The organism is Floccifex sp. (genome assembly GCF_051873495.1).
Lineage (GTDB): Bacteria > Bacillota_I > Bacilli_A > Erysipelotrichales > Erysipelotrichaceae > Floccifex.
In genome coordinates, this window is record NZ_JBJEEX010000106.1 from 1 (window position 1) to 15,483 (window position 15,483).

Sequence of the window (15,483 nt, forward strand, 5' to 3'; positions counted from 1 at the left end):
CCAGACCCCAGTTAATGACCCCGGTTTAGCAGACCCCGGTTAAATTTGATTATCCTGATTTAATTCATTCATCCTTTTTCTATCGTATTCGTGTATAATAGATTTTATGGGATTGAGGTATCGTTTATGAGCAAGTTGTTAAAATGGATGCTTTCATTAAGCTTAATAGCATTATTAGCTGGATGTAGAAGCAAAGAAAATTCAGATGAAATTGCAATTTATCAATTGCCTAATCAATCATATAGTCAAATGATGTCTTATATTATTGAGTCAAATGGAACTACGATTGTAATTGATGGTGGTACTATAGACGATGAAGATTATTTGGTTGAGAAAATAAAAGAAATTAGTGGTGACAATATAGTTGAAGGATGGTTTTTGACTCATTACCACAAAGATCATACAGGTGCTTTGGCGCAGTATTTAGAATCTGATAAAGCGGATATTGAAATTAAGAAAATTTTTTATAACTTTCCTGAGGAAACGTGGGTAAGTGAATATGAACCAAATCGCTTACTAGATATTAAACAAATAGATGCACAATTGTACAAAATCAAAGAAAATGTTGTTGTGGAGCTAAATATGAATATTAATTTGGGTGACGTAGTTGTAGATGTTTTAAGAACTTATAATCCAGAAATAATTCAAAATGCCGGTAATAATTCTTCGAGTGTATATAAATTTGTTGTCAATGAAAAAGAAATTTTATTTTTAGGAGATTTAGGAGTTGAAGGTGGAGTTGAGTTAATGGAACTCAATGGAGAGGCTATTAAAAATATGGATTATGTTCAAATGGCTCATCATGGACAAGCCGGGGTCTCTGAAAATGTTTATAGTCTAATTAATCCAAGTTACTGTTTGTGGCCTACCACAGATTGGTTATGGAAAAATGAGGATGGAGCCTATCAAACGGATGAAACAAAATCATGGATTAACAAATTAAATGTGAAAGAAAATTATGTTGCTAAGGATGGTTTAATTCGTATTGATTTAAAATAATCATAATTTGACGTACTCTTGAAATTGTTGTAGAGTTTTGTAGGTGAGGTGCGATATGCAATTTTTAAAAAGTTTGAAAAAAAATAAAGATTTAATTTGGTTTTTAGCTAAAGATGATATTAAAAAGAGATATGCAGGCTCTTCATTAGGTATTTTATGGGCCTTTGCTCAACCTTTAGTTACAATTTTGATATATTGGTTTGTATTTCAAATAGGCTTACGTTCAACGGCTCCAGGTCAATATGGGGACACGCCTTTTTTACTTTGGATTATGTGCGGTTTGATTCCATGGTTCTTTTTTAGTGAAGGAATCAATAGTGTAACATCTGTTTTTCTAGAATACAGTTATTTAGTAAAAAAAGTTGTATTTGATATTGAAGTTCTTCCAATTATAAAAATTATTTCAGCTAGTTTTGTTCACTTATTCTTCGTTATTTTATTATTTGTAATTATGGCATTGTTTGGGCATTTACCAACTTTATGTTATTTACAAGTATTTTATTATTCAATTTGCATGATTGCCTTGATTATGGCAATGGGATATTTTACATCTAGTTTGGCAGTGTTTTTTAGAGATTTGCCTCAACTTGTTTCTGTATGTTTGCAAGCTGGAATGTGGTTAACTCCTATTTTATGGGACTTCAATATGCTTGCACCATATTCATTTTCGTTTATCTTTAAATTAAATCCTATGTTCTATGTAGTAGAAGGATATAGAAGTGCGTTATTAGGAAATGTATGGTTTACAGAAAATTGGCTTTTGACGATTTATTTTTGGGCACTTATTGTTGTTCTAGCTTTAATTGGTCGTGCGGTATTTAAGAGAATGAGACCTCATTTTGCAGACGTATTATAAAAGGAGACTATTAATGGAAAAAGTTATTGAGATAAAAGATATAACAAAAGTTTATAACCTTTATAATAAACCAAGTGATAGATTGAAAGAGGCACTATTTCCAAAAAAAATTAGACATAAAGAGTTTTCAGCTTTGAAAGACGTTAGTTTTGATGTAAAAAAAGGTGAAATTTTGGGTATCATTGGAAAAAATGGTAGTGGAAAATCAACTATTTTGAAAATCATTACTAATGTTTTAACACCTACATCTGGTGAATGTATTGTTAAAGGTAAAATTGCTGCTTTGCTTGAATTAGGTGCTGGCTTCAATATGGAATATACAGGAATTGAAAATATCTATTTAAACGGACAGATGATTGGTTTTTCTAAAGAAGAAATGGATGAGAAGCTAAACGCAATTATTGAATTTGCGGATATTGGTGATCATATCAATCAGCCAGTAAAAACTTATTCAAGCGGTATGTTTGCAAGATTGGCTTTCTCTGTAGCAATTTCAGTTGATCCGGATATCTTAATTGTTGATGAAGCTTTATCAGTCGGGGATGTCTTCTTTCAAAATAAATGTTATCGACGTTTTGAAGAATTCAGAGAAAGAGGAAAAACAATTTTATTTGTAACGCACGATATGGGAAGTGTAATTCGTTATTGTGATCGTTGTGTACTTTTAAATGCGGGGGTCAAGGTAGCTGAAGGAAAGCCAAGAGAAATGGTCGATTTATATAAGAGAATTATGGTTGGGCAATACAATGAAAATGAATCTGCCGATTCTCAAACAAATCAAGTTGAATCTCATATTGATTCTAGCAAACTTTGGAAAGAGCAAATCAGTATTAATCCTGATATTGAAGTATATGGGGATGGTAGAGCAGAGATAATTGACTTTGGTATATTTTCTGTAAACGGAGATATAGGTAACAATGTTTACAAAGGCGATTATTATGATGTAAAGATGAAAGTCAGAATTAATGAAGATAATTTAGAACCAATTTTTGCTTTTAAGTTAAGAGACATTAAAGGAACAGAACTAACTGGTACAAATACAATGCTTGAAAATATCGATACTTCTTCATTGAAAAAAGGCGATATTGTTACTGTTACTTTTAGACAAAAACAATATCTACAACCAGGACAATATTTACTTTCATTAGGATGTACAGCATTTGAAGGTGATAATCTGGTAGTTTTCTGTAGAAATTATAATTGCTGTGTTTTAGGTGTAGTTGCGGATAAAGGAACTATTGGTGTATTTGACAGTGAATCGGAAGTTTCGATTCAAGTTGATTAATGTTATATTAGAAGCATAAAGAAAAGGTGAATTTATGGATGTAAGTATTGTAATTCCAACAAAAAACGGAGGAGAACTTTTTGATGAAGTTCTATCAATGATATTTAGTCAGAAAACAACTTATTCATATGAAGTAATTTGTGTTGATTCTGGTTCATCGGATCAAACGATAGATACAATAAAAAAATATGATTGTATTTTAAAGCAGATTCCTAAAGAAGAATTCGGACATGGAAAGACTCGTAATTTAGGTGCAAGTTTGGGAACTGGTGAGTACATTATTTTTATAACACAAGATGCAAAACCTTATGATTGTAACTGGTTACAGAATTTCATTGATGCTATGAAATCAGATTCAGAAATTGTAGGTGGTTTTGGAAAACATTATCCATATCCTGACTGTAATATTTTTGACAAAAGGGATTTAACTGCATTGTTTAAAGGTTATGGTGAAACAAATACAATTTATCAAATGGAAGATAAAAATAGATATCAAAACGATGAAGGGTATCGTCACTTGTTATCATTTTATTCAGACAATAATTCTTGCATGAGAAGAGATATTTGGGAAAAATATCCATATGATGATGTAAATTTTGCTGAAGATCAAATATGGGCTAAAAAAATGATAGAGTTAGGTTATAAGAAATTATATTGCCCATATGCTGCTGTTTATCATTCTCACAACTTTCCATTAGAAACATATAAACAACGGTATTATGATGAATATAAAGGTTTGTATAATGTACATCAATATGTAATGGTAAAAGACATACCACATTTGTTAGTGGGATTTTATAGATATTTAAAAAATGATTTAAATTATGTTAATAGTTTAAAAATGTCTAATAAAGAAAAAAAAGAATGGAAAAAATATGCAATAAAGCGTGATTGGTATCGTTTTTATGCAGCATATAAAGCTGGAAAATATCATACTTGTTCTAAAGAAAAACAAGAAAAAATGGATAAAAAATTTTCACAGCAAGTAAGACAAATTAATCAGTAGAGGTATTATATGGATATTAAAAGAATTATGCGTTCCTTAAAAACAAGAGGTTTGAGAGGATCTATTCAAAGAGTTAAAAACGGAGCTCCTAAAACAGGGACAATTGATTTTTGGGAATTTATTACGGATCAAACAAAAACAGAGTTTAATAAAAGTGAATATGAAGCTCATAAAAATGATGAAAAATATATATTAAACTGGGTTATTCCTGAAATGGGTGTTGGTTCAGGTGGACATTTAAATATTTTTCGATTTATTTCTTACTTAGAAAGACATGGTATTCATAACCGAGTTTATTTATATCGTTCTGCACGATTTTTAAATGATGAATATTTGACTGAATTTATTAGAAAGCATTTTTCAATTTTGGATGAGAATGTTGAATTAATTCATGATGCTAAGTTAATGAAATTTGCTCATGGGACTGTGGCAACCAGCTGGGACACAGCATATTGTGTTAGAAATTTCAATAATACAATTTCAAAATTCTATTTTATTCAAGATTTCGAGCCATATTTTTATGCACATGGTTCAGAATATGAATTTGCTGAACAAACCTATAAATTTGGATTCAGAGGAATTACTGCAGGAGATTGGTTGAAAGATATTTGTATTAATGAATATGGGATGAAAGCAGACAGTTTTAGTTTTTCTTACGATAAAGATTTATACTATCCTAGAGAGAAAAAAGAAAGCACAAAAAAGGTATTCTTTTATGCTAGACCTGTAACGCCTAGACGAGATTTTGAATTAGGTCTTTTAGCATTAAATGAATTAGCAAAAAAAGAAAAAGATATTGAAGTTATTTTTGCGGGATGGGATGTTTCTACTTACGAAATACCTTTTAAACACCAAAATAGAGGTATTATGAAAATAGAAGATTTATCAGAATTATATGCTTCATGTGACTTATGTTTAGTTATTTCAAATACAAATTTATCATTATTGCCTCTTGAAGTAATGGCTTCAGGTTCCATAGCTGTATGTTCAAAAGGTGCAAATAGTGAATGGTTGGTTAATGAAGAAAACAGTGTATTAGTAGATTATGATCCAATTCAAATTGCTGATACAATGTATGAATATTTAAATAATCAAGAAAAAATGGACTCTATCCGTAAAAAAGGAATTGAGTTTGCACAAAATACTTCATGGGATGTTGAAGGTGCAAAAGTCTATAATGCTATTGTGAAGGGAATTAAAGAAGATGAAAAATGTATTAATAATTGGGGGTAATGGTTTCATTGGAACAAACCTAGCAAAATATTTATCGACACTATACAATGTTTTCTCTTTCGATATTCAAAATCCAAAACAAAAAGAAAAAAATGTTACTTATATTGAAGGTGATTTTTTTGATGATGAAGTATTAAATCGTGCATTAGAAAATATAGATGTTGTTATTCATTCGCTTAGTACTGTAAATCCAGGTAATTCTAATACAAGATTTATGCAAGGATATTCTAGGGATTTTGTTCAGAGTGCGCATTTATTTGATCTTTGTGTTCAAAAAAATATAAAAGTTATTTTTCTTTCTTCTGGAGGTACTGTATATGGAATACAAGATGTACAGCCTATTAAGGAAGATGCACTTGCAAATCCGATTAATCATTATGGATCGGTAAAATTATGTATTGAAACGGTATTAAAAACATTCAATAAACAATCACATTCTAAAATGATCATTGCGCGTATTTCAAATCCTTATGGTCCGGGTCAGGATTTCAATAAAGGAGTAGGTTTTATTGACGCTGCTTTAAAAAAGGCCTTAAATAATGAAACAATTGAAATTTGGGGTGATGGTACAGTAGTGCGAGATTATATTTATATTGAAGATGTTTGTAAAATGATTGCAACGCTAATTGAATATGACGGTGAAGAAGAAGTGTTCAATATCAGTAGTAATGAAGGCGTATCATTGAATGATGTAATTAAAGAAATAAGAGAATTAGGGTTAAATCCTAATGTCGTATATAAAGATGCAAGAAGCGTTGATGTGCCTAAAGTGGTACTAGATAATTCAAAAATTGAAAGTATTCATTCGTTTGAAATTCAATCTTTCAAAGAAGGTTTATGTAAGTATTACCAATATTTGATTGGGTAATTTAAAAATTATTTTCTCATTTTACTTATTAAGGAGATATGTTTATGCCTTGTATGTCAGAGTTTTATAATAGTTGTGAATATAGAAGTAATATTTTAAAGTGGTATCCTATAAAAAAAGAACGCAGACTTTTATATTTAGGGGACAATGTATCTTCTATTATAAGCTTTTTAGAAAAAAATACGATTTTCGAAAAGGTATTTTCAGATGATTTTGAAAATACCTTTTGGTGTTTAGAAAAAAAATATGATTATATAGTTATTTTTGGAGTTTTAGATAAAACATCAAATAAAGAGCAAATACTTAAAAAGTGTCTGTCGATGTTAAATGAAAATGGAGAAATTATTATTTTGACAAATAATAAATTAGCACTTCGCTATTTTTCAGGAGTTAAAGATTTTGAAACTGATGAATTATTTGGAAATTTCAATAAAAATTCTAAGCTTTTTTCTAAAAAACAATGGATTAATTTATTTGATAAACTAAGAGTTGATTTTAAGTTCTATTATCCTTTTCCTGATTATTATTTGACAAATCAAGTTTTCACAGATGAATCAATTAAAGATAATATTGATTTGAGTTATGAGGATTTTCATGATTATCGATTCCGCTTTTTTGATGAACAAAAAGTGTTTTCCTCTTTAATAGAATCAGGGGAATTACCAACGTTTTCAAACTCATTTTTTATTGTATTGAATCCACAGGTAAAGGATATAAAATATTCTAAGATTTCATTTGAAAGAAAAGATGTTTTTAAAATATACACAAACATTGTTGAAACAGATGAAGAAAGCAAGGTTATTAAGTATTCTGTGGACGAAAGTAGCAATCGACATGTTAAGAATATTGAAAAATATTATAAAATGTTTACTACTTTTAATAAGAATCCAATGTTAGAGTATTGTCCTGTTGTATTAAAAGGTAATGCATTAGAATTTAAATTCATAAAGGGAAAATCATTACAAGACTTGTTGTCTAAATATGTGAATGAATTAGATTATGAAAGAATTTATGCAACTTTAGACATTATCAATGAAATTGCTCGTGTTGGGAATGCAACTCCTTTTAAATGTGACGATACTTTTAAAACAGTATTTGGATCATTAGATTTTACATTACTAGAAGACCAAATTTGTCATGAATTTTGTAATATTGATCTTATTCCAGAAAATATAATTCGACAAGAAGATGGAACGTATTGTGTTATTGACTATGAATGGGTATTTAATTGTAGCATTCCGGTTTCTTTTATCATGTTTAGATCAATTTTTCATAGTCATCAATTAGCAAGATTAGGGGAAGAGGATATTCAAACTCTTTATTCTAGATATGGAATATCAAAAGATCTGCAGAATTTATTTTTACAAATGGAAATTAACTTTCAGGAGTTTGTATCAAACAATAAATTGGCAGATGTCTATGAAAAAATGAATTGTTCTATTTTTGATATCTTAGGCGAAGAAAAAAATGTTCTAAAAATATCGGTAGCACAGAACAATGTAAATAAATTAAATAGAGTTTGTTATAAAGACCGAGAAATTAGTATAAATTGTTTGGTTAATTCGGGTATGGTTGAAATCAAATTAAATACTAAAGCTATATTTAAAATAAAAAATATTTCTGTCGATGGTAAAGTAATAGATAATTTTAGTACTAATGCTCATCTTGTGTTGGGTGAAGACTATTATTTTTTAGAAAATCCTATAATTTCCTTTAACAATTCATATGAAGGTAAAATGACATTTGATATTTATGTGTTTTACTATAACAATGATTGTATAGACGATATTATAAATTTAAAACAAGCTTATATTGATTTAAGTAATAATACGAAATTATATCGTAATTTTAGTATTAAAAGAATAATTTCTAAATTACTTCGTAAGCGATAGATAAGAAATTTTTGAAATAAACGCAAAATAAAAAGTAATCGAAGTTATGTGGAGTTAAAGTACTTAGAAGATTTTGGCTATTCAGGGCAGATTCATTCTGTCTTTTTTGCATTTCTAACAATATTTCTTTATAATGTGTTGAGGGAATGAGGAAAAAGAATGAAAACATTAGTTGTTATACCTGCTTATAATGAAGCATTAAATATTGTGAAAACAGTAAATGATATAAAAGAAAATGCGGGTAATGTAGATTATGTAGTTGTGAACGATGGTTCCAAAGATAATACATTACAAGTATTAAAAGAACATAATTTTAATTATATTGATAGTATTTGTAATCTTGGACTATTTGGAGCTGTACAAACTGGTTTCAAAATAGCTTTAGAAGAAGATTATGATATCGTGATTCAGTTTGATGGAGATGGACAACACTCTGCTAAATACATTCAATCATTAATTGATGAAATTGAAAAAGGAAACAATATTGTGATTGGATCACGTTTTGTGACAGAAAAGAAACCAATCACGGCTAGAATGTTAGGATCTAGATTAATTGCTTTTTCAATTCGATTAATGACAGGAAAGAAAATTACCGATCCAACGAGTGGATTTAGAGCCTATGATAAAGCTTGTATCAAGGATTACGCAACAGATATGAATAATCCTCCTGAACCAGATACACTCGTTTATATGCTTAGAAAAAAACGTAAAATTAAAGAAGTTCAAGTTCAAATGAGTGAAAGAGAATTTGGAGAATCGTATTTAAACTTAGTCAATACAATTAAGTATATGAGTCGTATGATGGTATCAATTTTCTTAATTCAACCATTTAGAAAGGTTAAATAAATATGGAATATAGATTAAATGTATTTTTTATCATTGCCAGTGTTGTCACATTTTTATTCGTGATTCGAAAAATTAGAAAACACGGATTAAATATTGATGATTCCATTGTATGGATTTTATGGTCAATTTTATTACTTATAGTTAGTATTTTTCCGGGACTTCCAACATGGATTTCAAATCAATTAGGATTTATGTCAACTAGTAACTTTATTTTTTGTTTATTTATTTTCTTTTTGTATATTATGTTATTTGCTCAAGCAACAGAAATCTCTAAATTACGTGAAAAACAAAAAGAATTGATTCAAAAACTTAGTATTAAAGAATACGAAGAAAAGAAAGGAGAAAAAGAATGAATTGGATATTAACTTTCATTTTTTACTTCTTTTTATTTTTTCAATATGCTTTATCAGGTGAATTTATTTTATCTTTATTCGGTTATGAAAAAACATCCGGGAAAAGAATCATTGCAGGATTTTTATGTACTTTCTTCATAACATTTTTAGTCGGATTTCCATGCCAATTATTCTTTACATCATTTAATACGTATTTCATAATTCAAATCTTAGTGTTTATTATTTTTGATATGATTTTAATTATTCATTATCGAAATAGAATTAGTCGTTTTTTTGAGTATAAAGAATATAAAACAATTAACTACAAAGAAATATTAAAAAATAATTGGGTTTGTATTCTATTAGTAGTGCTATTCACTACTTTTTCAATGTCAAGTCAATTATCTATATATCAATTGAATTATGATGATATATACTACGTTACAAAAATTAACAACTTGAAAAATGCCGCTCATTTAATGGATACAGATTTCTTTAATGGAAGATTATTAGATTCATTGAATTTTGATTTAGTTCGTACCATTAACACATATGAATTAAGTTATGCATTTCTATCAACTATATCGCACATTGAGACTATTTTCTTTTGTCGTGTGACAATGGTTATTCATAATTATGTATTATTTACTCTTGTCATAAAAGAATTCGCATCATTCTTAGTAAATAAAAATCATCAACAATATGCATTATTGATTTTCTTTTTGTTCTTAATTCCATGCGGATATCTTCAAGAAGGACTCCCTTTACCATTACATGTATATAGCTATGATTTATGGCAATTTCAAACGGCAATGTTCTATGGAGGTTCAGTTGTTCGTATGATGGCATTGCCTATTCTTTATATCTTTAGTGAACCTTTAGTTAAAAAGATGGAATTTAAAAAAATTATCTGGCTTGGTTTATTGTCTATTGTGATGATGTCTTTTTCAACAATATATATTCAATTACTTATTCTATTCTTTATTGTGATTTTAGTTATTAAATTATTAACTATAATTATTTCTAATATAAAAGAAAGTAAATTAAAGACAAGTGCAGCCATGTTAGCAATTATTTTAATTGTTTTATTGATGTTTGCGACTAAGTATCTTGATCACTTTAGTTTTATAAAAACAGACTCATTTGTTTCGAATTTTAATTCATTCATGCAATTTGAGTTAAATTGGTACTCAAGAGATCTTATCTTGAAATTAGGAATTGTCATTATTCTATTAGGATTTATTTTCTCTAAACAATGGAATAAGAAAAGATTGTATTTATTGTGCATTGGTTTATATTTGTTGATTTATAATGCATTCTTTAGTGAATTTTTATTAGTAACATCCGTTGGTTATTTCTTTGTGATTTTACGATCTATTTCTTCAATTCAATATTTAGTTTTGATATTATGTTGTTGTAGCGTTATTCAGTTATTTGAACGATTTAATATAAAAAATATAATTTATAATTTAATAAGTGTTCTATATATTGGATGTATTCTTGTATTCTTTACATTAAATCAAAATGTATTTACGCAATACGATTTTTTAGCATCTGGTATATCCGGTGATGGATGGGATTTTTCAAGAGTAGTTGATTTTGATACTCCTATGACAGCAACAATATTTGATGAAGTGGGAAGTTATTTTGATACATTGCCCGAAGAAAGTTATAAGTTATTCTGTCCTGAAGCAATTGTAACAGATGGTATTGATTCGTATAATTATGGTTTTGTTATGTCATCGGATAAAATTCAAATTCATAATCGAAATGGATTTGATGTATTAAATGATCAAGAATTAACATATCTAACTGATTTTTCTTTATATGGTCAAGGCGATGTAAATGCAGTAAAAGAGTTATGCTCAAAAGAAGGAATTTCTTATATTTTAGTATTTAATTCACAAGCAAAAGATTATTTATCGTCTTCTTATGAATTGATTCTAGAAAATACGGAAAACATAAATCCATATTATTTATTTAAAATACAATAAGAAAGAGTAAACAAATGAAAAAAATATATAAAACAGTAACAATGTTGGTTTTATGTTTAGGTTTGTTTTTCACAAATTGTTTTTCGCTGACAATTTTTGCTAATGAAAACAACAATGAACCACAAATTGGAAATAGTACAGACATTGAATATTTTTTGATAGAAAAACAAAGCGTATCTGTTAATGAAATACAAAACTTTGTGTTATCTTTACGTACGGATCTATCTTATGAAAATTTGTCCCTAAGTGTCATTGATTCTAATGGGATGGATTATGAAATTAATGCTAATGAAATAAACGACAATTTAATTAAGTTTTCTGCTTCTTTTTCTAGTATCGGCGAATATGTTGTTACAAGAATTGATTATAGTCTTGATGGTATTTCATACTATATAAATTTAAGTGATATTGGAATTGATGCAAAATTTGGTGTTGACCAAGAAGTTTATTCTCAAGATGAATTAATAAATTTAGAAGATATCGCAGATGAAAGTATTGAAGGTATTGTTAAAGTTGATTCGGATAACATTGAACAAGCAATAGAACAACAACTCAATACATCTAATGTTTCAACCTATGCGTTAAATGAATTAGATGATCAAGAAGAAATTATTGTTGCTTTAGATGCTGGACACGGAGGAAGTGAATCTGGTACTTATACATACTATTCAGAGCAAACAGGTTTATATGAAAAAGACTACAATTTGAAAATAACTACTTATTGTAAAGAAGAATTAGAAAAATATAACAATGTTAAAGTCATAATGACTCGTGAATCGGATACATATTTAACATTAGAAGAACGATGTGAATACGCTTATCAACAAGGCGCACATTATTTAATTAGTTTTCATTTAAATGGACTGAATGGAACAAATCAAGGTGCAATTGTCTTTTATCCTAACAACAATTATCGACCGGATTTAGCAGAAGAAGGAAAAGCTATTGCCCAAGATATTTTAAACGAATTAACATCTTTAGGCATTTCTAGTATGGGAATTCAAACACTTACAATTGATGGGAATGATGAACGATACGACTATGAAGATGGTTCTATGGGTGATTATTATGGAATTATTCGTGGAGCTAAAAAAAGAGGAATGATTGGCTTAATCATTGAGCATTGTTTTGCTGACAATAAAGAAGATTTTGATTCTTTTTTGAATTCTGATGAAAAACTAAAGGCTCTTGGGATTGCGGATGCCAATGGTATAGCTTCTTCTTTGGGCTTGAATCAACAACAAACAGAAAGTGAACAATTCGCATGGAACAATAAAGATGCCATTGCCGATGGATTATATTCTATTCAACAATTGGGAAATGCATTGGATTATAGTGATTCTTTAATTGTAAATTCTTATAGTGGTGTAAAAACACAGCTGTGGAATGTGAAACATACTAATCAAGGATATGTTACTTTTAGAAATGAAAAAACAGGATCTTATTTGACAAGAAATGGCAATCAAATTTCTGTATCCTCATCAAATAATAATTTGAATCAATACTGGATTGTAACTTATACTCAAGGTGGATATAAAATTATTTCGGCAAGTGATATTCATTACGTGTTAGAATTTGATGAAAATAAAGTTTCGTTAGGTTATGAAGATTATTCTGATAATGAATATTTTAACTTTTTAATGCCAGCTAATAATTCTGTTATTTATCAAACACATGTACAAAGTTATGGATGGCAAAATACAGTAGAAGACGGTGAAACGAGTGGAACTGTAGGTCTTGGAAAACGACTAGAAGGAATAAAAATTGATATTGATGGAAATTTATCGGGTGATATTTCATATCGTACTCATGTACAAAGTTATGGATGGCTAGATTGGGTTTCTAATGGTCAATTAAGTGGTACAGTTGGTGAGGCTAAACGGCTTGAAGCTATTCAAATTAAGTTATCTGGAGATGTTGCTAAAGTCTATGATGTTTATTATCGTGTCCATGCACAATATTTAGGATGGCTAGATTGGGCTTGTAATGGACAAAGTGCGGGAACATGTGGTTATGGCTATCGTTTGGAAGCTATTGAAATTAAGTTAGTTAAAAAAGATGAACAAGCACCTGAAAATACTTCACAACCATATGTTTCACGAAAAATTAGTTATCAAACGCATGTTCAAAGCTATGGATGGCAAAATGAAGTCTTTGATGGTGATATAAGTGGAACGACAGGTTCATCAAAACGTCTAGAATCTATTGTAATCAATTTAGTTGATAATGAATATGAAGGAGCAATAGAGTATCGTACCCATGTACAAAGTTATGGATGGCTAGATTGGGTTAAAAATGGAAAACTAAGTGGAACAGTAGGTCAAGCCAAACGACTAGAAGCCATTCAAATTAAATTGACGGGTGAAATCGCAAATTATTACGACATTTATTATCGAGTTCATGCACAAAATATTGGTTGGCTAGATTGGGCAAAAAATGGACAAAGCGCTGGAACAAGTGGATATGGTTACCGTTTAGAAGCTATTCAAATTGAATTAGTAAAAAAAGGTAGTAACGCTCCAGGTGCAACATTAAAACCATATGTATCAAATCATATAAAATATCAAACACATGTTCAATCATATGGGTGGCAACCATATGTGATGGAAGGTCAAATGAGTGGAACACAAGGTGAATATAAACGCTTAGAATCCATTCGAATTGATCTTACAAACAATGAATATAAAGGAACAGTTCAATATCGAACGCATGTACAAAGTTATGGATGGTTAGATTGGGTTTCAAATGGACAGTTAAGTGGAACAGTAGGTCAAGCCAAACGTCTAGAAGCTATTGAAATTAAGCTAACAGGAGAATTATCAGAAATTTATGATATATATTATCGAGTTCATGCTCAACATTTTGGCTGGCTTGATTGGGCTAAAAATGGCCAAAGTGCTGGAACAAGTGGATATGGCTATCGTTTAGAAGCTATTGAAATTCAATTAGTGAAAAAAGGTGAAGCTGCACCTGGAGAAACTAAAAACTGTTATTACGATGCCAATCAACAAGATGTAGGAAACACAGATTATATCTTCGTTGGTGATTCAAGAATTAAGCAACTAAGTGATTCATTAAATAGTGAAGATACATTTGTTTGTGAAAATGGAAGTGGATATAACTGGTTTACACAAACGGCAATTCCTAAAATTAATTCTATAATGAACCAAAATAGTATTATTATTTTGAATTTAGGTATTAATGATTTAAATAGTGCATCAAAATATATTTCTAAAATTAATTCATTGATGGAAAATGAATGGAAAAATCATAAAGTGGTTTATGTAACGGTTAATCCTGTTAATCAAACAAAATGTTCTTCTATTTCTAATGAAATGATAGATGATTTTAACTATGACTTATATTCTAGTCTTAACAATGTTTTATGGATAGATACAAATACTGATATTATTAAAACTGTTAATACCGATTCAACGAAAACAGAAACAGATGGAATACATTATACAGATGACATTAATCAATTGTATTATAATCAAATTATGGATTCTATTCAAAACAACCAGTTTGATAAATTAAGTAAAAAATATAAAATTATGGGAAATAGTAATGTAACGATTGATCAAATGGTTCGTTATTTTGAAGCTAATAATTCAAATTATGACCACTTTACCAAATATGGAACAGACTATGATGGAGTATTAGCTCAAGGAGGAGCAAGCACAGTCGAAGAATTCTGTAAGATTTATTATGAAGAAGCCAAAGCTGAAGGTGTTAATGCTGAAGTGGCTTTTGGTCAAATGTGCCTTGAAACAGGTTTCTTACAATTTGGTGGTGATGTTAAACCAAATCAATTTAACTTTGCTGGATTGGGAGCTACTGGAGGTGTCCCTGGAAATTCTTTTAGTACAGTAAGAGAAGGAATCAGAGCTCAAATCCAACATTTAAAATGCTATGCTTCAACAGAAAGCTTGAACCAAGATAAAGTGGATCCTCGCTGGTCAAATTCACTACGAGGAAAAGCGGTTTATGTAGAATATTTAGGTATTCAAGAAAATCCGTATGGAACTGGTTGGGCTGGAGCTAAGAATTATGGCTCACGATTAATGAACTGTATTAATGCCATAAAGTCATATTAATACAAATAAGGCGATGTCTTAGATGTCGTCTTTTTTTGCATTTACAGTGATAATTCATTATAATATTTTAGAATG

At 29.2% G+C, this 15,483-nt stretch carries 11 protein-coding genes; all 11 read left to right on the plus strand.

Translation table 11 applies throughout. The annotated features are described in order from the left end of the window. Positions 1–126 precede the first annotated feature (126 nt). The 11 genes from ACI313_RS06135 to ACI313_RS06185 all read left to right on the plus strand — a co-directional run bounded on the left by ACI313_RS06135 (position 127) and on the right by ACI313_RS06185 (position 15,408). Positions 127–999 carry an MBL fold metallo-hydrolase gene (locus ACI313_RS06135; protein ID WP_320607880.1) on the plus strand — a complete coding sequence of 291 codons (873 nt, stop codon included), beginning with the start codon at positions 127–129 and terminating at the stop codon, positions 997–999. 55 nt (positions 1,000–1,054) lie between these two features. Continuing rightward, a complete protein-coding gene (locus ACI313_RS06140) occupies positions 1,055–1,855 on the plus strand; it encodes an ABC transporter permease (RefSeq protein WP_439755558.1) in 801 nt (266 codons plus the stop codon). Positions 1,856–1,868: 13 nt separating this feature from the next. Next, positions 1,869–3,140, plus strand: coding sequence for an ABC transporter ATP-binding protein (locus tag ACI313_RS06145; protein WP_439755559.1), 1,272 nt, complete (start codon positions 1,869–1,871; stop codon positions 3,138–3,140). A 34-nt stretch (positions 3,141–3,174) separates the two neighbouring features. Further along, positions 3,175–4,146: a glycosyltransferase family 2 protein gene (locus ACI313_RS06150; protein ID WP_320104377.1), complete on the plus strand. Its 972-nt coding sequence runs from the start codon at positions 3,175–3,177 to the stop codon at positions 4,144–4,146. Between the two features lie 9 nt (positions 4,147–4,155). Next, positions 4,156–5,379: a rhamnosyltransferase WsaF family glycosyltransferase gene (locus ACI313_RS06155; RefSeq protein ID WP_320104376.1), complete on the plus strand. Its 1,224-nt coding sequence runs from the start codon at positions 4,156–4,158 to the stop codon at positions 5,377–5,379. After that, positions 5,351–6,247, plus strand: a complete 897-nt coding sequence (locus ACI313_RS06160; RefSeq protein ID WP_320607878.1) for an NAD-dependent epimerase/dehydratase family protein — start codon at positions 5,351–5,353, stop codon at positions 6,245–6,247. Before ACI313_RS06155 ends, ACI313_RS06160 begins: the two co-directional genes overlap by 29 nt. Positions 6,248–6,291: 44 nt before the next feature. After that, positions 6,292–8,139 carry a phosphotransferase family protein gene (locus ACI313_RS06165; protein WP_320607877.1) on the plus strand — a complete coding sequence of 616 codons (1,848 nt, stop codon included), beginning with the start codon at positions 6,292–6,294 and terminating at the stop codon, positions 8,137–8,139. 159 nt (positions 8,140–8,298) lie between these two features. Beyond that, positions 8,299–8,985, plus strand: a complete 687-nt coding sequence (locus ACI313_RS06170; RefSeq protein WP_320607876.1) for a glycosyltransferase family 2 protein — start codon at positions 8,299–8,301, stop codon at positions 8,983–8,985. Between the two features lie 2 nt (positions 8,986–8,987). Further along, positions 8,988–9,338, plus strand: coding sequence for a DUF2304 domain-containing protein (locus ACI313_RS06175; RefSeq protein WP_320104459.1), 351 nt, complete (start codon positions 8,988–8,990; stop codon positions 9,336–9,338). Then, positions 9,335–11,311 (plus strand): DUF6077 domain-containing protein, encoded by a 1,977-nt coding sequence (locus ACI313_RS06180; protein ID WP_320607875.1) that lies wholly within the window; start codon positions 9,335–9,337, stop codon positions 11,309–11,311. The genes ACI313_RS06175 and ACI313_RS06180 overlap by 4 nt, the downstream gene beginning before the upstream one ends. Before the next feature lie 14 nt (positions 11,312–11,325). Continuing rightward, complete coding sequence (locus ACI313_RS06185; protein ID WP_439755560.1) at positions 11,326–15,408, plus strand: N-acetylmuramoyl-L-alanine amidase; 4,083 nt, start codon at positions 11,326–11,328, stop codon at positions 15,406–15,408. Positions 15,409–15,483: the final 75 nt, after the last annotated feature.

Coding starts and splice junctions, on each gene's coding strand:
- ACI313_RS06185 (WP_439755560.1), top strand. CDS start 11,326: ATGAAAAAAATATATAAAACAGTAACAATGTTGGTTTTATGTTTAGGT.
- ACI313_RS06150 (WP_320104377.1), top strand. CDS start 3,175: ATGGATGTAAGTATTGTAATTCCAACAAAAAACGGAGGAGAACTTTTT.
- ACI313_RS06165 (WP_320607877.1), top strand. CDS start 6,292: ATGCCTTGTATGTCAGAGTTTTATAATAGTTGTGAATATAGAAGTAAT.
- ACI313_RS06170 (WP_320607876.1), top strand. CDS start 8,299: ATGAAAACATTAGTTGTTATACCTGCTTATAATGAAGCATTAAATATT.
- ACI313_RS06180 (WP_320607875.1), top strand. CDS start 9,335: ATGAATTGGATATTAACTTTCATTTTTTACTTCTTTTTATTTTTTCAA.
- ACI313_RS06140 (WP_439755558.1), top strand. CDS start 1,055: ATGCAATTTTTAAAAAGTTTGAAAAAAAATAAAGATTTAATTTGGTTT.
- ACI313_RS06145 (WP_439755559.1), top strand. CDS start 1,869: ATGGAAAAAGTTATTGAGATAAAAGATATAACAAAAGTTTATAACCTT.
- ACI313_RS06175 (WP_320104459.1), top strand. CDS start 8,988: ATGGAATATAGATTAAATGTATTTTTTATCATTGCCAGTGTTGTCACA.
- ACI313_RS06135 (WP_320607880.1), top strand. CDS start 127: ATGAGCAAGTTGTTAAAATGGATGCTTTCATTAAGCTTAATAGCATTA.
- ACI313_RS06155 (WP_320104376.1), top strand. CDS start 4,156: ATGGATATTAAAAGAATTATGCGTTCCTTAAAAACAAGAGGTTTGAGA.
- ACI313_RS06160 (WP_320607878.1), top strand. CDS start 5,351: ATGAAAAATGTATTAATAATTGGGGGTAATGGTTTCATTGGAACAAAC.